Source organism: Symplocastrum torsivum (genome assembly GCF_059505465.1).
Window position 1 is genome coordinate 1 of sequence record NZ_JCACKQ010000014.1, and the last position, 20,124, is coordinate 20,124.

Consider the following 20,124-nt stretch of genomic DNA (forward strand, 5'->3'; position numbering starts at 1 on the left):
TTATTAAGAAAGATGTGACTAATGCATAGCTTGATAAGGGGGGATTAAGGGGGGTGATTTCGACTTTTGCAAGAGGTCTATTACTTAAAGCAAGCAGCTTAACTACGTTTCGATTTGACTACTTACGTGTTCACACGTTTGCGACGACGAATCCCCATCAACCCAAGTGCGCCTACACTTGCTAACGCCCCTAACGTACCCGGTTCAGGGACAGACTCAACGCGGCTAGCTGAAGCGGAAACCGTGAAGTCGTTATAGTCCGAGTCGCCTGTGTAGGAGTCATTTATAGCAATCAATACCGTTGAATCAGCAGCAGAGTCATTCGTAAAACGAAACGGCAGTTGGTTATTGTATTGTGTGCCTGAGAAGACTGTAGTGGCAGCATTGGCAGCTAAACCCAAGAAGTAGTTTACCCCCGCCTCAAACGTGTAGCTGACTTCACAAGAAACAACCGATACCCCACAAGTTCCCTGCCAGTCATTCTCGCTACCGTTGTCGCTAGCTTGAACTTCAGAAATTAGTGTTTGAAGAGAATTCTTTGAGGCATCGTAAACGCCAAAATTAGAGAGATATTCCCCCTGAGATTGCAGGAATGTGAACGTGACTTTAGTATTGTCGCTAAAGGAAAAACCTTCTGTAGAGTTAAGGTCAGAAGACCCTGCTAAGGATGCTGCTTGGGCTGGAACACATAGACCAACAAGTGTCGCAGCCGCTGCCGCTACACTCAGGCTATGAATCAATTTTGATTGCATTTGAGTTCGGTTCTTACGGCAAAAGTGATGCATTGTTTCACCCATCCAGGTTGCAGCGGCGCTAAAAATAATTGAACTGAGAAGACAGCTTTGAATTCAGCGCTTGTGAAGCCAAGAATTGTAGCTAAATTAACATTGTCGTGTCTATCTATTTTAGGAATCTTGTTCAACTCTTCATCTATCTCAGAGCTGAAGTGTGGTTCTGTGTTGTAGCAGTTTTAGATCGTTGCTGGAGTAGATGCACCCAATTGGAGGGCGTAGAGATTAGCGTAGACACCGCTTTGAGCAATTAACTGCGCGTGAGTTCCTTGCTCTACAATTTGACCTTGCTGGATCACTAAAACCTGATCAGCTTGAGTAACGGTGCTGAGACGGTGAGCAATGACAAAGCTAGTCCGACCTTCCAGCAAACCTGCGATCGCATTTTGTACCAGTGCTTCCGTGCGTGTATCAATACTACTTGTCGCCTCATCCAGAATTAAAATCTGGGGATTTACAAGGACAGCACGAGCAATACTAATCAACTGCCGCTGACCTTGACTCAGGTTAGCCCCTCGCTCACCTAGAAGGGTGGAGTAGCCTTGGGGTAAAGACGTAATGAACTCATGAACATTAGCAACTTGAGCAGCCGCTTCAATTTCTGCGTGTGTTGCCTGAGGACAACCAAACGCAATATTTTCCGCAACCGTGCCACTAAATAAAATATTGTCTTGCAGAACAATACCAATCTGCCGCCGCAGGCTTGCCTGTGTCACACTCCGAACATCAATACCATCGACTTTGACAGCACCACCAGACACATCATAGAAGCGCAAAATCAAGTTGATAATCGTACTCTTCCCAGCGCCAGTTGGTCCCACCAACGCAATCATCTGTCCCGGTAGCGCGTGGAGATTCACACCTTTGAGAACTAATTGCTCTGGGTTATAGCCAAAAGTGACCCCCTCAAAACAAACCTCGCCCCGGAGTGGGGGCATCTCCCCAGCATCAGGTGCATCGTTGAGTTGTGAAGGCTCATCTAATAGTAAGAAAATGCGTTCCACTCCAGCCATTGCCGACTGCGCTTGCGTGTAAAACTGGCTGAGAAATTGAATGGGTCGGAAAAACTGCTGCACATAGAGTAAAAAAGCAGTCACCGTCCCTACTGTAGCGGCTCCTGTAACAGCGAGATAGCCACCATACGCCAACACAGCAGCGGTTGCCAAGGTATTGAGGAAGTCGATTGAGGGTAAAAAGGCAGCAGTGATTGCCACGGCATGGACATTGGCATCACGGTTGGCAGCATTTAGACTCGCGAACTCTTCTATATTGAGTTGCACCCGATTGAACGCCTGCGCTTCACGGACACTACCAATGTCTTCTTCTAGCTTGGTAGAAAGTTCACCAATCGTCTGACGAGTCACCCGAAATCTTGCTCTTGCCCAACGTGCAAACAAGCCTGTGGTGAAAATCATTAACGGCACAACCAAGTTACTCAATAAACCCAGCCGTAGGTTCATCAGGAGCATCGCGATGATAATTCCAACCAAGCTGAACAGACTGCCCAACGCTTGAGAAATCGTTTGTCCAAAAACCTGATTCACCACACTCACATCGTTGAGTAGGCGACTCATCAAGTCTCCTGCTTCGCTGCGGTCAAAGAAGCTGATGGGAAGGCTTTGGATTTTCGTAAAAATATCTTGACGCAGTTGGGCAAGCAGACGCTGCATCAGCCAACCGACTCGGTAAATCTGACTCCGGAACGCTTGGAGACCAATGAGGTACACAATCACCAGTAAACTCAACATCAGCAGCAACCCCCGCAGGTTGCCTTGAGCAATGAGATTGTCAATCGACCAACCGATTAAGAAAGGCCCAATCGCTTGAGTCGATGCACCAAGTACCACTGAACCAAATGCGAGTGGCAGCTCTTTACGATAGGGTTTCAGGTACTGCAACAACCGTCGTAGTGTCGGGAGTTGCTTACTCACCTTCTTTTCGGGTGTAACAACGGAGCCAGTACCAGTCATATTCGTCTGAGGTAAGGTAACAGATTAACGTACACAGCAGCTATCAAGTCATAGTTTAGTCGGGTGTGTCTGTCAAAGTCTAAAAATCGGCTAATGAACAGGTCTCTCCTTTGAAGGTGCATGAAGCCGCATAATTGTTTCAAGCATATTTTAGGCCAGTTTTTTGCGACTATTGACCTGTATTGGCTGTTACCTTTGGTAAGAATGGAAAACGATATTGTTCTTTTTCTTGTTAGTGTTGCTGTACTTGCCCTCTATCTCATCTTCTCTGCACTGACTGAGATGGGTACGAAACTCCCTTGGAAGAAATAGCAGCAAAAGAGAAATGATAATCTATTGAATTACCAATAACATCTCTGTCAATTACTTTTAATTCTATAGAAATATTGATAAATTTCCTGAAATCCTAAAACTGCATAAAGCTTCAGAGCGGCTTCATTGCTTGCAACTACCTGTAGATAGGCTTTTGTTGCACCTTTGTTTTTAGCCTAACTTAAAATATTTAATATCAATTCTTTTCCGTATCCTTTTCTTCGCTTATCTTTAGCTGTAATAATTTCAAAAAGTCCAACATATTGATTTTCTAAGACTCCTAAGCCGCAAGCTACAACTTGATTGTCTTTGATTAATATAGAAAAGCATTTTTCGGAAGCGATATTATGCAAGATGCTTTTGAGTGATTCCTGTTCTTCTAGAGGAATTTCTCGTAAGTAAGCAAAGTTTGCCAACCACTCTTGGGAAAACTCTGTCCAAAATCTGATCGCACTTGTGGTTTGAGGTTGAAAGACTTCTAAATCTAAGAAGTTCTGTCCATCACTAATAGGGTTGGTTTCACAACTATGGCAGTTAGCGTTCAGCTATCAGCCATCAGCGTAATTGGCTTTAACTCAAGCATCAAGAGGATTAATGCCAAGCATTGCTAATAATCTAGAGCTAAAATGTGTTGATTGTGGGATGAAATCGTCAATCCAAGCTGTTCGTTGCTGAGCTAACTGGTTAGCTTGCCAGACTCTACCACTTGTCACGTCTAAGCAGGTTAACCAACCTTTCCCATAAACCCTAGTATCAATGCAGATGGCGTGACCAAGATTAATCGGTAAACCACTTTTTTGGCTTGTATGTCCACACACCATCGTTTTGCCGGAAACGTGGGGATCTGGATGACGAAACTTTTTCCAGAAGAGCATAGAAGCGGGTTGCTCTGCCAGAGCCAGATTAGCATGAGCGTTAGCATGGACGAAAAAGTGTGTATTTGTCTCGTACCAGTCTAGGCAGACATTCTCAAGAAAGTCCCAGTGATTGTCAGGTATATCCGACAATTTACCGACTTTGCCAGATTTGGAATAAGACGCTAGGGTAGCCTCACCACCACGTTCTAACCAGTGTGACTTTTTCAGACGGTGGTTGCGTACTTGTAACATCATCACTTCATGATTGCCACGTAGAGCAATTAACTGCCCATTTTCGTGTAGTGTGATCAACCGTTTGATAACACCTTTTGAATCTGGGCCTTTGTCTACATAGTCACCGAGTGTGACGATTTTATCGTTTGGTTGGGGTTTCACAGCGGCAATGAGCGTATCAAATGCGATCGCACAGCCATGTATGTCCCCAATGGCAAGAATACGCATGGTGAAATGGAATCAGGTAAGTCCTAATACCTATAGTAGAAAAGATATAGGTTATTACTTACTCATTTAAGCTCTATCAGTCGGGATATTTTCGGCAAGAATAATAAGATTCTCACTCCTGTGGTGTTAAGGAGGAGTTCTATCTGCCCTCGCTGTAGGGCTTCCCAGCTCATTTTCCTTAACATGCGTCAGTAGCGTGCTATATAGCGTTTCCTTGACTGATGAGGTACAACCAATCCTTGCTCAGTAATAGTTTCAGCTCTAAAAATGTACCTCACTTGACGGAGAACCGCTATACATTACTACAGCAGAATCAATCAAACCCTATTAAACATACAGATTCGCTACATAGTCCCCATAACCGTTATAGGGAAGCGTTGGGCGTTTTTCCCATTTCAAGCCTGGTCCTTTGCTAATAAATTTTTCACTCGCTTGTGACCAGCGAGGATGAGGCTTATTGGGATTAACATTCGCCTCAAAATCATACTCGTGGGAATCTATCGTGTTCCAAAAGGTTGGTGGCTGAGTGTCGAGAAACTCAATTTTTGCGATCGCTTTTGCTCCCTTGAAACCATACTTCCACGGCAATACAGCTCGAATTGGCGCACCGTGCTGCTTTGGTAGCATATGCCCGTAGTTACCAATCGCAAAAAACGCGAGGTCATTTGCCATTTCCTCAAGGCGTAGACCTTCTGTATAAGGCCAAGGCAACTTTTTGCCCAATGACCATAAGGGACCCACTGTAATTTCCTTATCGTAGTAGGACGTAAAACTCACAAATTTAGCGTTATCAGTTGGCTCAACGGCTGCAATCAGCGACTTCATGGGAAACCCAATCCAGGGAATAACCATTGACCAAGCTTCAACACAACGAAACCGATAAAGACGTTCTTCTATAGGAAAGGTTTTCTGCAAATCGTCTAAATCGTAGGTGCGAGGGTTTTTTACTAAACCCGTCACCTCAACTTTCCAGTCTTCAGTGGGTAACGCTTGAGCCGCTTGCCAGATCGACTTACCACTGCCAAATTCGTAGTAGTTGTTATATTGTCCTGCCAGGATGATATCGGTCGTCGGTCGGTCAACCGTAGAGAAAGTGGAATTAGGTTCAGCCGCTAGACTAGCAGTATCCAGGCTATCGGCTAATTTGCTATTGACTTGCTCACCCTGCTTACAGCCGACAATAGGCATAATCGTTGCTCCTACACCAGCGCCAACCAGGGTTTTGAGAAAGCGACGGCGATTGAAGTATACGGATTCTGGAGTTGCTTCTTGTTCTGGGATCTCCCAGGATTTGGGTACACGAATAATTGTCATTGGATACTAAACTTGCAAACGGCTGCCCTTAGCTAACCGTATCAATTATTTGAACAGCAGAGTGATGCCCTTAGCTTCAGTGAACTCAAATCTTGCAGCAAATCGTCCCAGTTCCTCATCTCCCCATCACGAATAAGGTCAGATTGCTATCGTAAAGTATAAGACACCCTCCATTGTCTCTATAGCCATCTATATAGCGCGTGACTATGTTGCCAGTTATTTACTCAGATGAGTTTCTCAAGCACGACACTGGTCGCTTTCACCCTGAACGGTCAGAACGCCTGACAGCCGTTGTTAAGGCTCTAAAAGCTGTGCCTTGGGCTGACAAAATTGAGTGGCAGTTGCCGACACCTTTGGAAACTCGTCCAGTGATGCCTCTACTGGAACAAGTTCATACTCGGCGCTACATCGAAACCGTTCGCGAAATTGCGACAGGAGGGGGTGGAATGCTGGATGCGGATACACCCATTTCTGCCAACAGTTACGACATTGCTCTACTGGCAGTGAGTGCTTGGTTAGATGGCGTTGATGAAGTTCTCTCGATTAATAACCCGGCTTTTGTGCTAGCACGTCCACCAGGACATCATGCTGAGCGTAATACGGGAATGGGATTTTGCCTATTTTCTAATGCTGCGATCGCAGCTTACTATGCTCTGGAAAAACCAGGTATCCAACGAGTTGCAATTCTGGATTGGGATGTCCATCACGGGAACGGCACACAAGAGATTGTCGAGAGTGATGCACGAATTGCTTATTGTTCACTGCATCAGTCTCCTTGCTATCCCGGTACTGGTTCATCGAGTGAGCAAGGTGCCTACAATAATGTACTGAATTTGCCCATGCCAACGGGCAGCACACTGGCGGACTATCAACCCGTATTTGAGCAGAAAGTCATGCCGTTTTTGAAAGATTTTCAGCCAGATTTACTCATTGTCAGTGCAGGGTATGATGCCAATGCCGCTGACCCTTTGGCTGGAATTGCGCTACAGCCGGAAGATTATGGACTATTTACTGACTATTGCTTGCAATTAACTCGTCGTATTGTTTTTGGTCTAGAAGGTGGCTACCATCTCGCAGCACTTGCTCTGTCAGTTGTAGCGACGATTGAAAGTTGTTTGGCTTGAGAATACAAATTAATGGCTGACTACACACTTCCGGAAATGGCTGCACAGCCGTGTGCCCTACATATGTATGTTTTATGTCACTGAACTAAGCACTGGTGTAGGTCTGTTCCCTTTGTCTTTACAAAGTCTTTATGAATCCTTAATAAATCTACACATAGCAACCATACTTACCAGTTTCCTTACAAGTCACGCTAGCAAAAGGTTGCTATTTCGTACTTTTACGGCGTTCTCAGGTCAAGCTACTGATGCTCCACATCAGTAGTAGTTTGTGTCAAAAAGCTGTTTAGCATCAGCCTAAGGAGATATTCTTTTCTATCTTTGGGTATACTTGGCAAAACTATGCGTCTCTACAGGAGGGCATAGGCAAGCACCCCTTAGACAGGAAATGCAATAGCCAAGCATGAATCTCTTAGACTTAGATCAAGAAATTGGCAAGATGGCAAGAGCGATAATGGCTCGAAACAGTCTTATTGTGGAAGCCCTTATCGCTCATTTGAGAACGCAATTAACGCCTGAATGTGTAGCTGGTGTGTTGATTATAAGTATTGAGCGTGTCATCTGGTTTGACACAGAAGCAATTGTTTGGGCGGTAGAAAATCTGATTCCTGCGGACATTATGCAGGAAATTCGCCGAATCACTTCATTCACAATCTATAAGCAGCTAGTGGCTAAGGGATTTGTGCCAGGTCAGGATTTGAGTGTGGATGCTGATGGTAACTTGCTCTTGAAGAAGAAAGTGAGAACTATCGCGTGAGTGATAGTTAAGCAAGTGAGGACTACGTGAGCGATCGCTTTTTACTTGTTGCCAATGATCTGAATCTGGTGCCATGCGATCGCTTCAGCTGATCTGAATCTGGTGCCATGCGATCGCTTCAGCAAAGTCATACGACCTTATAAGTTTTTTTCTGATAACATAACGCCTGAGGATTAACTGAAGTTACAAATTAATCCGTATATTTCTTAACTCTGTGTATTAACGCGATCGCTCTTTAACTAGCACCGAAAACAGTAAGTATCTTTAACTCGGTTCAGATTAGGCTATCTTCACTGATTTTTCATCAACTCTTTACGCCAAAGCTAAATAAATGCTTTAACAACTGGTTTTCGTCACTTATGATGAAATAAGGCTTATACAAAACTAAAGAGAAAACGATAGTGAGCTTCTTTAATGGAATGCTCGGCTTTTCTCCTACTAGATAGTTACAAATTTGCATTGCAACACCTCATGAGATAGTAGGTGGGCGCGTTTTCCAATCTAGATAGCTGACTAACCCTATCCTGGTTCAGCATTGCTTGGGAAGAAAACATTGTGCATCCCTCAAAGGCTTACAGATATTAGTTCTATCCCTTGTAAATAGATAAATAACAATTAACATAACTGCCTGGTTATGTGATTTTCCATGACAGAACAAGCTCTTGCCCGTAGACCAATAACTCAATCCACTGACATCCTGGCTCAATTGCAGAGTGGTCAACTGCTTAGGGTTAGTGGTTGTCGTGGCAACGCTATTATTATTTGCCATCGACACCATGCAGAATTAGCAGGCCCCGGTGCTGCTGTTGGTGGTGTTTTTGACCTCAATTGTAGTCGAGTAATTCCAGTTGGAAATATCTCGTTAGTTTATCCTGAATCTCGGAGTGAGCGGCACAAAGCCTATACGTTGCGTCAACGGTGGATGCTTTTTACTCTCCATGCGATGAAAAGTTCTGTGCCGTTGCAGCGGGCAACGAACTTCTTGTGCTTACTGTACAAGTATTTTGACCCGCAAATAGTTGAGCAACTACCTGATGAGATTCTTGCTCAGTTAGTGGGAGTGCTACCAAAAACCATCAGTATGGTACGTCAAGCCCATAACTTTCAACCAGACAGTGTGCCACAAGCCTTACAACGCTCAAGGCTTTAACCAACAAAGGGATACTGAGTAAGGGGGGAGTCAAGAATTACTCTTTCCCCCTTCTCTTGCGCGTATCAGGTTTTTAGATCAACTTTACCGCCCTCAGTCCAAAATATAGGGCCGCAGCTACGCCTGTGGCACCACCAAGGATTAGGAAGTAAGCGATTACTCCAGACATTTATGTTTCTCCACAAAAACTCATCTGAGTCTATTGAAACATCTGGTGGGATAGAATACTGCCCACGGTTGTTGGAAAAGGGTTTTAGTAATGAAGTCTGTAATTCGTGTGGATGTACCAGAGCAGTCTTACGATATTGCCTTCGTGACAGGCGGATTGGATGATTTGGGGGTTTGGATGAGCCGCCTGAAGCTGGGTAAGAAAGTTTTAGTGGTGTCTAATCCAGTCATTTTCAAAAAATATGGGGAAAAAGCGATCGCGGCGTTAAATTTAGTGGGATATGAAGTGGAAAGCTGTATCCTGCCAGCAGGTGAGCGCTATAAAACGCTCAAGACTCTACAAAAAATCTATGATATCGCCCTGCAACAGCGCTTAGAACGCTCCTCTACAATGGTTGCCTTGGGGGGTGGAGTGGTTGGTGATATGGCTGGTTTTGCTGCCGCTACCTGGTTGCGGGGGATTAACGTTGTACAGGTGCCGACCTCGCTCTTGGCAATGGTTGATTCCTCCGTTGGTGGTAAGACTGGTGTTAATCATCCCCAAGGGAAGAACTTGATTGGTGCGTTTTATCAACCACGATTTGTTTTAATTGACCCCTCCGTTTTAAAAACATTGCCACCACGAGAATTTCGTGCGGGGATGGCAGAGGTAATTAAGTACGGCATTATTTGGGATGCTGAGCTATTTGCCAAGCTGGAAGAGGCAAAGCGTCTCGACCAACTACGGTATGTGAATGAGGAGTTGCTGGAGACTATTCTCTCTTGCTCCTGCCAAGCGAAAGCTGATGTTGTTAGTAAGGATGAAAAAGAAACAGGGTTAAGAGCAATTCTGAACTACGGTCACACAATTGGTCATGCGGTGGAAAGCTTGACAGGTTATAAGCTAGTGAATCACGGGGAAGCTGTTGCAATTGGGATGGTTGCGGCGGGTCAAATTGCGGTGCAACTCCAGATGTGGAAGCCAGAGGACGCCCAATGTCAAGACGCTTTGATTCAGAAAGCGGGATTACCCACTCAGTTACCCAGTAAGCTGGACATTGAAGCAATTCTCGATAGCCTCCAAACGGATAAGAAAGTCGAGGCGGGTAAGGTGCGATTTGTTCTTCCTACCCAAATTGGTGCGGTAACAATAACTGACCAAGTACCCGCAGATGTGATTCGGCAAGTACTTCAGCAAATGCAGCCGTCATAAATTTGCAGAAGATTGAGCTAGGGTAAACAGTTGGTCAGCCATTGACTCTATTCGCTGACGGTAAGCTAGCTGAGAACGCCAGGATTCTGGTATTCCGCTTTCCCCATAGAAGGCTCCTGCCAACTGTCCATAAACAGCGCCTGTTGTATCTGCATCATCGCCTAAGTTAACGGCAAGCAAACATCCTTCTCGAAACGAATGACTGTTATAAAAAGCCCATAACGCCGCTTCTAGAGATTTAACCACGTAGCCTGACCCCTGTATCTCTGGGGGTTGGCGGTGTTTGAATGACCCTAAGGCGATTTCGTCAATTTCCTCAACTAACGGGTTTTTTTCCCAGTAGCCAGGAACAGGACTATATCGTTTTGAAAGCAATTCTTCTCGGCTTACTCCATTGACAGCGCCAACGATGAGCGCCCCCAAATAGCGGCAACCCTCAACAGCGACTGTTGCTTGGTGAGTTGTTCGCGAACTCTCTGCTGACTTTGCGATCGCTTCTAGAGGTCTTTTGGCATAAAACAACGGTACTGGAGCTAATCGCATAATCGAGCCATTGCCAGCACTTCGGGGGTCAGTGGAACCACAATACGGTTCCTGTGTCTTCTCAAACTGTCTCAGTCCATCTATCGTGGTGTTGCCAATGTCGAAACATCGACCTGTGCTGCTCAGGTAGCCTTCCCGATACCATTGCAGATATTTCTGTAATTGATGAACGGGATTAAAACCCTGTTGCTCGATTAAACTCTCAGCTAAGCACAGAGCCATTGAAGTATCATCTGTCCATTGCCCTGACTGTAGCTGGAACGGACCACCGCCAACCATATCCTCAATGGGTGTAAATGAACCGGGTGGCTTGAACTCTAGTGTGGTTCCCACCGCATCTCCCACTGCCAAGCCTAAAAGGCTGCCACGGTAACGCTCAATTGGCTCCATTTTGAAATGACTCTTATCGCTGATAGCTTAATTTTGGCAGAAGGTTTGAAGCGATCGCGTTAGCAGCACCACAAGATGCATCGCTCCTTTCTTCAGTAAGATTATTGCGATCGCAGATTTAGCTTTTTCGGTAGATTCTCGAAGGGAACACCAACTGCATCACAAAATATTTCCCACTGTTCACGGGTCATTGCAGGTTCAACACCTCCATTTTCCCAACGTCTTAGTGTAGATGTGGAAACGGCTAACCTTACTGACAACTGTTCCTGAGTTAAATCTGCTTGTTCACGCAGTCTTCTTAAGGGAGAATCATTCTCCATGTGGCTATTGACTTGATTTTTTAGTTGACATGGTATGGTATATTAGAATAAACGATTAGATTAGTCGAGTAATTTAGTCTTTTAACAAATACAACAAGGTAGTCACCCTAAAGTCTCCCTGTTCCTCAGTGTCTCATCAGAATTTTTCTAAACTTAAACAACTTTATGACCTACAAAGAACGTATCAGTCCTTGGGTAATTGCACGTCTTCTTCCCAACATGCAACGGACTGTCGTTAGTCGGTTCCGCAGTCGCTCAGATGCTGATGGTCACTTGCAGTTTTTGCGCCAACAGATGCCTAATGCCTCCTTTGAAGTAGTCTTTGATTGTCAGCCGGAAGTTGACGGTGAGCCGTTGTTCAGTAAATAGAAGGACGCTTGATACCAAATCCGATTCTCTAGCCCCTTTTTGGGTTCTAGTCGTAGAGACGTTCCGGCGGAACGCCTCTACAAAGCTTTATTGGTTGCTGAAAAAGGGGGTAGCTAATCCGGATTCGGTAGCCTCTAAGGAGCTAGGAAATCAATTACTCTTCATCGGTATAAAAACGATAGAAGACATATCCATCACGAAAAGGATGTTCATCATAGACATGATGGATGATTCCCTGCTCAATTAGGAGTTGCCCCAGTTGGATTGCTTCTTCCCGTGTACAACTTTGTTTCTGCATTAACCAGTCAACTGCCTCTGAGCCAATGAAGCAGACGGGATAGAGATTTAAGCGTTCGCTACGGTCTTTAATCTCCACTCCCCCCGGTTCCCGCATCGCTACTACCAATGCCTCAATGTCCACGGCTGCCAGTTTTTCCCTAGTTTGAGCATCCGAAGACGGCTCAGATAGTTGTCCTACCGATGTAACAACAGATGGATTTTGTGGGTGATGGTTGAGTTTGCCGCCATTGGGAGAGAAAAGCTGTTGTTGTGGAGTTGTCGGTGCATTTTGCCGCAACCAGGCTGCGAGGAACTCGTCTAGTTGAGGCGATCGCACATTTATGTCACGCTGGGGAAACGGTACTTCAATTCCATAACGGCGCAAACTTGCCTCAATGCGGTAGTAGAGGTCACTCTTGACACGAGCTTGTGTCTTAGGTTCACCAGTCCAGACTAAGAGGTCAAAGTTGATAGCGCTATCACCAAATCCTTGGAACCAAACCTGAGGTTGAGGTCTGACTAATACCTCTGGGTGACTCCTTGCTGCTTCTAGTAATGCGGCTTGTACCTGCTCAACATTGGAACCGTAAGCCACTCCCACCGGAAGCCGTAGGCGGGAAACTGGGTCGCCGTGGCTCCAGTTGATGACCTCAGTCTCCAAAAAGCGGGAGTTGGGAACAATAATTGTCACCTGGTCAAGAGTACGAATCTGAGTGCTACGTGCCCCAATCCGCTCCACAGTTCCCATCAACTGACCAACATTCACAAAATCCCCTAGCTGAATCGGTCGCTCCAGGGTGATAATTAAGCCACTGATCAGGTTGTTGGTAATATTTTGTACACCGAAGCCAATCCCCACACCGAGAACACTGGCAAGAATCGCGAGGGAACGGACATCTAGCCCCCAAATTTGTAGCAGCACAATTAGCCCCAGGAACGTGAGGATGTACTGTGTTAGAACAGCAACCACTTCCTGCACCCGCAGTTCCGCCCCAGTTCGGCTCAGGATGTAGAACCGGAATAGTCGGGTAATTCCACTGACGGCGAACCACAAGCCAACGGTAAAAGCCAGTAGAAGCAAAAGTTGGAGTGCAGAATAGTTGCTCTCACCTAAACTGACAATTGGGGACGTGAGGAAGTTGAATAGCTTATAGCGCCAGATCCGAGTTTTGGGAAAGATATCGGTAATGTAGAAGCCAACCGCTATCCACATACCTGCTTGCAAGCCTAAAAGCGCTAGTTGTAGAAATAATTTTGCTGACGGTTCCCAGGGATGGAGAGGAGAAGCGGGGTTACCGAGCCAGCGCGTCAGGCGGCGAGCTAGCAATCGCCATAAAAATCCTAATATGAAGTGAAACGCGATCGCTCCTAGTAGCCCACCCAAACTGTAAAGCAGTGCTAGACGGTAATAGGCGAGGGTTCGCTCCAATCGTCCCTGCTGCAAAGCATCTTCAATCACGTTTCGCCAGATGTTCGCTTGACGAGCGAGGCTAGTACCAGGAATGACATCGCCCTCAGTGACGGTAACTAAATCTCGACCTTCCTGCGGCGGCACTCCGTTACTACTTGTCGATGAGCGAATGATGCTCCTCTGATTCTCCTGAACAACTTCAATCTTCAGGGGTTCACGAGAGCGCACCTCTTGTTCAAGATTGTTGTTAATAATCCCCGCCCGCTCAGCAGCAGAGAAGTTACCAGCATTTCTTACCTGAAACAACACCCGACCATCCAGCACCACAGGGGCTTCTGCTGCACTGCTAGAGGTTTGCGCCAAGCTGGGAAAGCTTAAAGTCAAAAGCAGCGTCAGCGTCCCAAGCAGTATCAACATCCAGCATCGCTTTGTTACTAATGCTAAGCGCTCAATCGTTTTCCAACTTCTACGCCAGAACCATCGAGCCGCTAAATTGAGAACACCACTAGAGGCTGTGAAAGACGTTTGCTTGGAGGAAGGCATTGGTTAAGACATAGAAAAGGGATTAAGAGATCGCATATCCAGGAAAACAGGCAAGGATAGCCGAGGAAGAAAGAGATTAATACTTAGTGAACTGGAATCTAAAGGTTTCAAGGCTTAGAACTTTGACAATGTTAGGATGCTCTAAATTACGCCGAGTTTGATAGCGATCGCAAACCCATACACTCAAGACGGTAAACGACTTGTTGGTGTTGTCGTTGTTGGTACACGAGGACGAGAATTTTCTAGCAGTGTACTAACCAATACCCAAGCACCAACCGCCATAAACAGTAGTACAAGCCCACCGATTAACCAAACAACCAAAACATTCTTATGGAGAGAGTGAGAAAGCTGGGGGATATTCGTCTGCTCACGGTTTTGCTCCGTAGCGTCAATGTCATTTTCCCGTACTAAGGTTGCCGTAATTTTGTAGGGACCAATACGCAGCGTATCCTTGCTAGAAAGGGGCTGTATGCCTGGACGAATCGGTCGCCCGTTCAGAAATGTTCCATTGGTACTCTGGTCAGTGACATATAGCTGAGAATTTGCCACTGTAATCAGAGCATGAAATCGGGAAATTTGACTATCTGCTAACTCTAGACGAGAGACAGTCTTTTCTCCCAACTGCTCCGGCATTTGCTGGAGGTCTCGACCAAGCGCGATGGGGGGAGCCAAAAGCGGTCGCTGTAACTCACCTGTTACTGGGTCTTCCCACGTCAATTGAACGTACATAAGCTCAGCAGATATAGAATGTCTTCCAGCGTTATTTACCAGTAGAAACTCAGGGCAGTCAGGAACATCCGGTTTCGCTAGAATTTTCTGAAAATTTGGCTAAAAACGGGAACCTTAACGGTTAGTCTAACGTCGATTCACCAGCGAGGCTGGGTACTCCCTTAAGGTAGTTGTTGACCAGCTACAGGTGTTCCGCCATCGTCAGGGGATCATAAAGTAATATAGTCGAAAACACTTGAGAAAGCAGGTGGATATAATAGCAACTGCTCTCTCTCTCAGGGGCAAAGCATGGGATTGAACCTCTTACGTCTGTTTCAAACAACCGACCCAGACAAGCCCCTAGGCGGACGTTACAAGATTGTCAGCGAACTAGGGGCTGGTGGTTTTGGTCAAACGTTTCTGGCAGAAGACTTACACTTGCCAGGTCATCCCCCTTGCGTGGTTAAACAGCTCAAGCCTCAAGTCAGTGATGCGGCAGGACTGCAAACAGCAAGACGTCTATTTGACATCGAAGCTCAAGTTCTTTATCAACTGGGTAACCACGACCAAATCCCTCGGTTACTCGCTCACTTTGAGGATAATCAAGAGTTTTATCTTGCTCAGGAGTTAATCGAAGGGGAGCCACTGACTCAGGAGTTTGTGGGAGGAAGGCTTTGGCAGGAGGAGCGGGTAATTGCCTTGTTGCAAGACCTGCTACAGGTTTTAGCTTTTGTCCATCAACAGCATGTCATTCACCGCGATATCAAACCTTCTAACCTGATTCGCCGCAAACACGATCGCAGAATTGTCCTAATTGACTTTGGTGCAGTAAAGCAAGCCAGCACGCAAGTTGTCAGTCCTCAGTCAGGGCAGACGAAGACAATCTCCATTGGTACTCAAGGCTACACACCGAAGGAACAGTTGGGTGGAAATCCCCGCTTTAGTAGTGACGTTTACGCGGTTGGGATTATTGGCATCCAGGCGTTGACAGGAATTCATCCTAGGCGTTTGCAGGAAAACCCACAGACTGGTGAAATCGAGTGGCGTAACCATGCCGAACAAGTCAGTCCAGAACTGGCAGCATTTATTGACCAGATGGTGCGCTATGACTTCCGTGTTCGCTACCCGACAGCAGCCGAAGCACTGGAAGCTCTGCGGAACTTATCAGCAACACCAACAAACGCTGAGCCTCCTACTCAAGAGTGGCCTGAAGCCACATCAGGATTACCCCTACCACTACAACCGACTGGCGAAGCGACGGGGACTAGTGGAGATTCAACCCCAACAAATATTTGGGTTTATAAAGAAGCATCCGTTCAGCCTCAACCGACTAGCGAAGCGACGGGGACTAGTGGAGATTCAACCCCAACAAATATTTGGGTGCCGACAGAACCATCCGTTCAGCCTCAACCAACTGGTCAAGGGATAGGCTCAACGAATTCCCGACAGCAATCTCAGCATCTGAACTCCTCGGGAAGTTCTACTCCAACAGTTACTACACCGAGTGTCGCCCATAGACGTTCTATTAAGCTTTTGCCAATTCTTGGTGTTTTAGTTGCTGTAGGTGCAATCGCTCTACTGGCAAAAACGCTCTTATCTCCTGAATTTACTAATCAAATTGCTGACGCGATCGCAAGCAGGCTTGGGGAGTTGAGAACTAATCCTGAGAATCGCTCTGCACAGAAGCCCCTCCTACGTTCCCCTGGCGACTCTGCAACTGAAAGCCCAACGAGTAGTGACGACAATTCGACATCGCCTTCTCCTGACAATTCAGCGGCTGAAAGCCCAACACCCAATTCTACCGACAAGCCGACTTCATCTTCTCCTAGCCGTTCAACTACGGCAAAACCGACCCCATCACCAACACAGCCTACTACTAAGCCTACGCCCTCCCTCGTGCAGCCTACTGCCAAGCCTACAGCCTCTCCAGCACAGGCACCTGCTACTCCCGTCCCTCCTCGTTCAGAGCCACAGCAGGAGGATGCACAAACCTATTGGAACAGTTGCTACAACCTGAACATACAGCAGCAGTATGCAAAAGCGATCGCCGCTTGTGACCAAGCCCTTGCTCTCAATCCAAATTATCCAGAAGCCCTTTGGAGTAAAGGGTTTGCCCTCGATCAACAGAAGCAACACCAGGAAGCACTCGCACTCTACCAACAAGCCACAACACTCAAGCCAGATTTTGCTGAAGCCTGGAGTAATCAGGGAGGCGCACTTCTGCTACTGAACCGTCCCGAAGAAGCGATCGCAGCTTATGAGCAGGCTACTGCACTTAAGCCAAATTTAGCAGCCGCTTGGCGCGATCGCGGTGCAGCCCTCTTGGAACTTGGACGTGTTGATGAGGCAATTTCTTCCCTCCAAAAGGCACTCCAAATTGAGCCGAATGATGAGTACGCCGTTAACCTGTTTATGAAGGCAAAAATAAGACGAGGGCGACTTTGAGGTTAGGCAGTCAGCTATCAGCTTTAACTGAGAAGGTTCTTATCACAATTTATCTGATGCTAATAATAAAAATACCTTCAGAGTGCCGCTAAATGTAGATTGTGCAGCTTAGATGCACAGCAGCTCTCATCTGAAGGTATTTTTCGTTTCTTGCTCTTCAGGAGCTAAGGATAGACCTCGTCTGCTCCAGAAAAATTCTTATTTCAAGAATGTATCTCTAGTGCAGTGCAGAGGAAATAACTATCCAGTTGGACATTGGCTTACTCTACAAGAAATCTTGCTTCTGCATAAGAGCCTTCTTGCACTAGTTGTCAGACTTACAAAATTTTAGATTTCGGCACCTGGCTTAGGCTCAGCACCTGTTGGCGCTACGCTGTCTCGTAGGAAGGTGATTTGCTGCTCAAAGTCGGCTCCCTCTATAGCGCCTAGCAACTCCTTAGCCTCACCCTGCAATTCATAATTAGGAGGCATTGGTACAATCGTTGCGCTTTCCATCCCTTGAGCGAGTCGGTACCAAAATAGGAGCTTGGTGTTAGCGCTGAAAGAACCATACTCACGGGAATAGAGCGTATCTGCATTGGTCAGCAAATCACGTTGCACTTGCAGTTGTTCTTCGTGAGACAGTTCCTTGACTTGATTAAACAAACCCTCTGCAACCTCTTCCGCAGCCCTTCCGGGAGCAGCAGGTGTAATTGAATCGCCCATCTTGGTATAGACAAACCAAAGAAAGGCGAGTTGGTCATCGACATTTAAGCGACGGAAGGCTTCTAAAGCTTGAGTCGTGTCATCTGTGATATTGGCAATTGCCATAGATGTATCCTCCGATTGATTAAAAGTTATAGATGTTCAGTGGCTCAGAAAATTTTTTTTAACTTGCTCATGCATTAAACAAGCATGATTCATCCAGTTATTTCACTGTTTTTTCTATGATCCCGAACCACTGTCCATAGTGAACGAAATATTAATCTCGTACCCCTACAAGAAGGCATAGACATTACGAAATGTGAATGGAGTTAAACCCTTACTGAAGATAGAGGCAGATAAAAGCAATTACGGAAGAGTTAAGGAAGGAGCATTTGTTGGTTTTAAGAGGTTTCGAGAGTGGATAGACGCTTGGAAGGAAAGGTTGCAATTGTTACGGGTGCTGGTACTGGCATCGGTGAAGCGATCGCTCATAAGTTTGCCAAAGAAGGGGCAAAAGTCGTTGTTAACGGGTTGCCGGATGACCCAATTCAGGACGTGGTAGAGGCACTCAACGAATATGGTTGCGAAGCGATCGCTTATGGCGGAGATATCTCAGAAGAGTCTCACGCCCAAGCTTGCGTTCAAACTGCGATCGACCAATACGGGCGTTTAGATGTTCTAGTAAATAACGCAGGTGTTTTCCTAGTAACGGCTGAAACGCAGGATTACCCCATAGATGCTTTTGACCAAACCATCAGGATGAACATCCGTTCCGCCTTCCTGATGACCAAATACGCCCTGCCCCATCTCCAAAAAACACAGGGTAATATCGTCGCGGCTGGTTCAGAAGCAGGTTTCAACGGCGTAGCGCAAAACTCCCCCTACAGTGGGACGAAGGGGTGGATACATTCATTTATAAAGGGTGTAGCTGTTGAGCAAGCAAAGTATGGTGTCCGGGCAAACTGTTTCTGCCCAGGTGCTATTGATACTGCCTGGACTCATAAGGAAACGGGGCCAATGGATGCCGAGATGGAGGAAATGCTAGTCATGGCGACTCCTATGGCACGACGCGGCACACCAGAGGAAATGGCAAATGTCTGTGCTTTCTTAGCCTCTGACGAAGCCAGCTACGTTACCGGGGCGCTATGGCTAGCAGATGGAGGTGTCACAGTTGCTAAAGGTGCTGTTGGTCAACAAACACCAAAATCACTACGCCAACCACCGCAGGGTGAACTGCGATTAGATCACTCGAAAGAGGGGCTAAAGAACAAAGAAACCCAAACAGTTAGCTAGTGAATAGAGCTAGGGGCTGAAGACTAGACCAGGCTGGCAGAAGGCAGAAGGCAGAAGGGAAGAAAGCTTTTACAGTAACCTTTTTGAACTGGTGGGTTATTTCTGTCGCGCTGTCCTAGGAAAAAGACTGCTCATAAGGGCAAATCCGTGATGGAATTTTAGCCAAGGGTTGGTGAAATTCCACAGGATAAGCAGCGAGAAATCTACCTTTTGGTTTTAATCCCTTAAATAAATGCTCATCTCTTAACAGCTAAATGAGGCACCTAGAACTACTTGAGGAAAAAAGGAAATGACATCAGGACAAGATATCGTTCCCAGTGAGCCGAACAAACCGAGTGAAACGAGCAACGTCAGTGATACTGAACGCTGGGGAACACTCATCAGTGGTGGCGCACTTGTGCTTTTAGGGCTTAGACAAGGCTCTTTGAGAGGGGCACTAACTGCCTTGGCAGGTGGAGGACTACTTTATCGTGGCGCAACTGCAAAAACTGGCATTCAGGACACACTCGGTATGAACGACAGCATCAGGGTAGAAAAGTCTGTGACGATTAGCAATAAGTCACCTGAGGAGCTTTATCGCTTCTGGCGCAACTTTGAGAATCTGCCACATTTTATGAAGCATCTCAAGCAGGTGAGCGTCATTAATGAAACGCGATCGCATTGGATTGCAACAGCACCTATGGGTGGAAGCGTTGAATGGGATGCAGAAATCATCAACGAGCAAGAGAACCGCTTGATTGCTTGGGCTTCAGTCGAAGGGGCAGATATAGACAACTCTGGTTTTGTCCGCTTTCAACCCGCTCCAGGAGGACGTGGGAGTGAAGTCAAAGTTGTAATTGAATATAATCCCCCAGGTGGGGCAGTTACCGCTACACTCGCAAAACTCTTTGGAGAAGAACCCAAACAACAGATTGGTGATGACTTGCGTCGCTTCAAGATGCTGATGGAAGCTGGAGAGATTGCCACAACAGAAGGTCAACCCTCTGGACGCAAATAGCTGTAGTGGCATCTAGGAGAACGATTCAATGAAAGCTGTCTGCTGTCG

The 20,124-nt window shown here is 46.4% G+C and carries 19 protein-coding genes; 8 read left to right on the forward strand and 11 right to left on the reverse strand.

All coding sequences use genetic code 11. The annotated features are described in order from the left end of the window. Positions 1-122: 122 nt before the first annotated feature. The 5 genes from AC5JL3_RS04695 to msrP form a co-directional block, all read right to left on the reverse strand. Positions 123-752: a PEP-CTERM sorting domain-containing protein gene (locus tag AC5JL3_RS04695; protein WP_496073371.1), complete on the reverse strand. Its 630-nt coding sequence runs from the start codon at positions 750-752 to the stop codon at positions 123-125. Between the two features lie 218 nt (positions 753-970). Then, positions 971-2,761, reverse strand: coding sequence for an ABC transporter ATP-binding protein (locus AC5JL3_RS04700; RefSeq protein WP_496073372.1), 1,791 nt, complete (start codon positions 2,759-2,761; stop codon positions 971-973). A 488-nt stretch (positions 2,762-3,249) separates the two neighbouring features. Continuing rightward, positions 3,250-3,489 carry a GNAT family N-acetyltransferase gene (locus AC5JL3_RS04705; RefSeq protein ID WP_496073373.1) on the reverse strand — a complete coding sequence of 80 codons (240 nt, stop codon included), beginning with the start codon at positions 3,487-3,489 and terminating at the stop codon, positions 3,250-3,252. A 159-nt stretch (positions 3,490-3,648) separates the two neighbouring features. Next, positions 3,649-4,392: a metallophosphoesterase family protein gene (locus AC5JL3_RS04710; RefSeq protein ID WP_496073374.1), complete on the reverse strand. Its 744-nt coding sequence runs from the start codon at positions 4,390-4,392 to the stop codon at positions 3,649-3,651. Between the two features lie 327 nt (positions 4,393-4,719). Beyond that, the gene (msrP, locus tag AC5JL3_RS04715; RefSeq protein WP_496073375.1) at positions 4,720-5,706 is read right to left on the reverse strand and encodes a protein-methionine-sulfoxide reductase catalytic subunit MsrP; all 987 of its coding nucleotides are present in this window, start codon (positions 5,704-5,706) and stop codon (positions 4,720-4,722) included. A 206-nt stretch (positions 5,707-5,912) separates the two neighbouring features. On the opposite strand from msrP, the gene AC5JL3_RS04720 reads away from it, so the two are divergent. From AC5JL3_RS04720 to AC5JL3_RS04730, 3 genes are all read left to right on the forward strand, one after another. Continuing rightward, positions 5,913-6,830 (forward strand): histone deacetylase family protein, encoded by a 918-nt coding sequence (locus tag AC5JL3_RS04720; protein ID WP_496073376.1) that lies wholly within the window; start codon positions 5,913-5,915, stop codon positions 6,828-6,830. A 400-nt stretch (positions 6,831-7,230) separates the two neighbouring features. Beyond that, the gene (locus AC5JL3_RS04725; RefSeq protein WP_496073377.1) at positions 7,231-7,584 is read left to right on the forward strand and encodes a hypothetical protein; all 354 of its coding nucleotides are present in this window, start codon (positions 7,231-7,233) and stop codon (positions 7,582-7,584) included. 646 nt (positions 7,585-8,230) lie between these two features. After that, positions 8,231-8,734, forward strand: coding sequence for a hypothetical protein (locus AC5JL3_RS04730; RefSeq protein ID WP_496073378.1), 504 nt, complete (start codon positions 8,231-8,233; stop codon positions 8,732-8,734). 73 nt (positions 8,735-8,807) lie between these two features. Here the strand turns inward: AC5JL3_RS04730 and petL are convergent, their stop codons facing one another. Next, positions 8,808-8,903 carry a cytochrome b6-f complex subunit PetL gene (petL, locus tag AC5JL3_RS04735; protein ID WP_496073379.1) on the reverse strand — a complete coding sequence of 32 codons (96 nt, stop codon included), beginning with the start codon at positions 8,901-8,903 and terminating at the stop codon, positions 8,808-8,810. A 90-nt stretch (positions 8,904-8,993) separates the two neighbouring features. Between petL and aroB the strand changes: the two genes are divergently transcribed. Continuing rightward, on the forward strand, positions 8,994-10,094 hold the full coding sequence (gene aroB / locus AC5JL3_RS04740) for a 3-dehydroquinate synthase (protein ID WP_496073380.1): 1,101 nt from the start codon (positions 8,994-8,996) through the stop codon (positions 10,092-10,094). Here aroB and AC5JL3_RS04745 read toward each other — a convergent pair. Then, positions 10,089-11,027: an ADP-ribosylglycohydrolase family protein gene (locus AC5JL3_RS04745; protein WP_496073381.1), complete on the reverse strand. Its 939-nt coding sequence runs from the start codon at positions 11,025-11,027 to the stop codon at positions 10,089-10,091. The genes aroB and AC5JL3_RS04745 overlap by 6 nt on opposite strands. 101 nt (positions 11,028-11,128) lie before the next feature. Beyond that, the gene (locus AC5JL3_RS04750; protein WP_496073382.1) at positions 11,129-11,347 is read right to left on the reverse strand and encodes a helix-turn-helix domain-containing protein; all 219 of its coding nucleotides are present in this window, start codon (positions 11,345-11,347) and stop codon (positions 11,129-11,131) included. Positions 11,348-11,512: 165 nt separating this feature from the next. On the opposite strand from AC5JL3_RS04750, the gene AC5JL3_RS04755 reads away from it, so the two are divergent. Beyond that, positions 11,513-11,716: a hypothetical protein gene (locus AC5JL3_RS04755; protein WP_192219505.1), complete on the forward strand. Its 204-nt coding sequence runs from the start codon at positions 11,513-11,515 to the stop codon at positions 11,714-11,716. A gap of 154 nt (positions 11,717-11,870) precedes the next feature. Here AC5JL3_RS04755 and AC5JL3_RS04760 read toward each other — a convergent pair whose 3' ends face one another. Both AC5JL3_RS04760 and AC5JL3_RS04765 read right to left on the reverse strand, forming a co-directional pair. After that, complete coding sequence (locus tag AC5JL3_RS04760) at positions 11,871-13,949, reverse strand: mechanosensitive ion channel domain-containing protein (RefSeq protein ID WP_496073383.1); 2,079 nt, start codon at positions 13,947-13,949, stop codon at positions 11,871-11,873. Positions 13,950-14,132: 183 nt separating this feature from the next. After that, positions 14,133-14,678 carry an FHA domain-containing protein gene (locus AC5JL3_RS04765; protein WP_496073384.1) on the reverse strand — a complete coding sequence of 182 codons (546 nt, stop codon included), beginning with the start codon at positions 14,676-14,678 and terminating at the stop codon, positions 14,133-14,135. A gap of 288 nt (positions 14,679-14,966) precedes the next feature. On the opposite strand from AC5JL3_RS04765, the gene AC5JL3_RS04770 reads away from it, so the two are divergent. Beyond that, positions 14,967-17,102: a protein kinase domain-containing protein gene (locus AC5JL3_RS04770; RefSeq protein WP_496073385.1), complete on the forward strand. Its 2,136-nt coding sequence runs from the start codon at positions 14,967-14,969 to the stop codon at positions 17,100-17,102. Between the two features lie 327 nt (positions 17,103-17,429). On the opposite strand, the gene AC5JL3_RS04775 is transcribed toward AC5JL3_RS04770, so the two are convergent. Then, a complete protein-coding gene (locus tag AC5JL3_RS04775; protein ID WP_192219499.1) occupies positions 17,430-17,912 on the reverse strand; it encodes an orange carotenoid protein N-terminal domain-containing protein in 483 nt (160 codons plus the stop codon). 291 nt (positions 17,913-18,203) lie between these two features. Between AC5JL3_RS04775 and AC5JL3_RS04780 the strand changes: the two genes are divergently transcribed. Both AC5JL3_RS04780 and AC5JL3_RS04785 read left to right on the forward strand, forming a co-directional pair. Beyond that, positions 18,204-19,079, forward strand: a complete 876-nt coding sequence (locus AC5JL3_RS04780) for an SDR family NAD(P)-dependent oxidoreductase (RefSeq protein WP_496073386.1) — start codon at positions 18,204-18,206, stop codon at positions 19,077-19,079. Positions 19,080-19,368: 289 nt separating this feature from the next. Next, the gene (locus AC5JL3_RS04785) at positions 19,369-20,076 is read left to right on the forward strand and encodes an SRPBCC family protein (RefSeq protein WP_496073387.1); all 708 of its coding nucleotides are present in this window, start codon (positions 19,369-19,371) and stop codon (positions 20,074-20,076) included. Positions 20,077-20,124 lie beyond the last annotated feature (48 nt).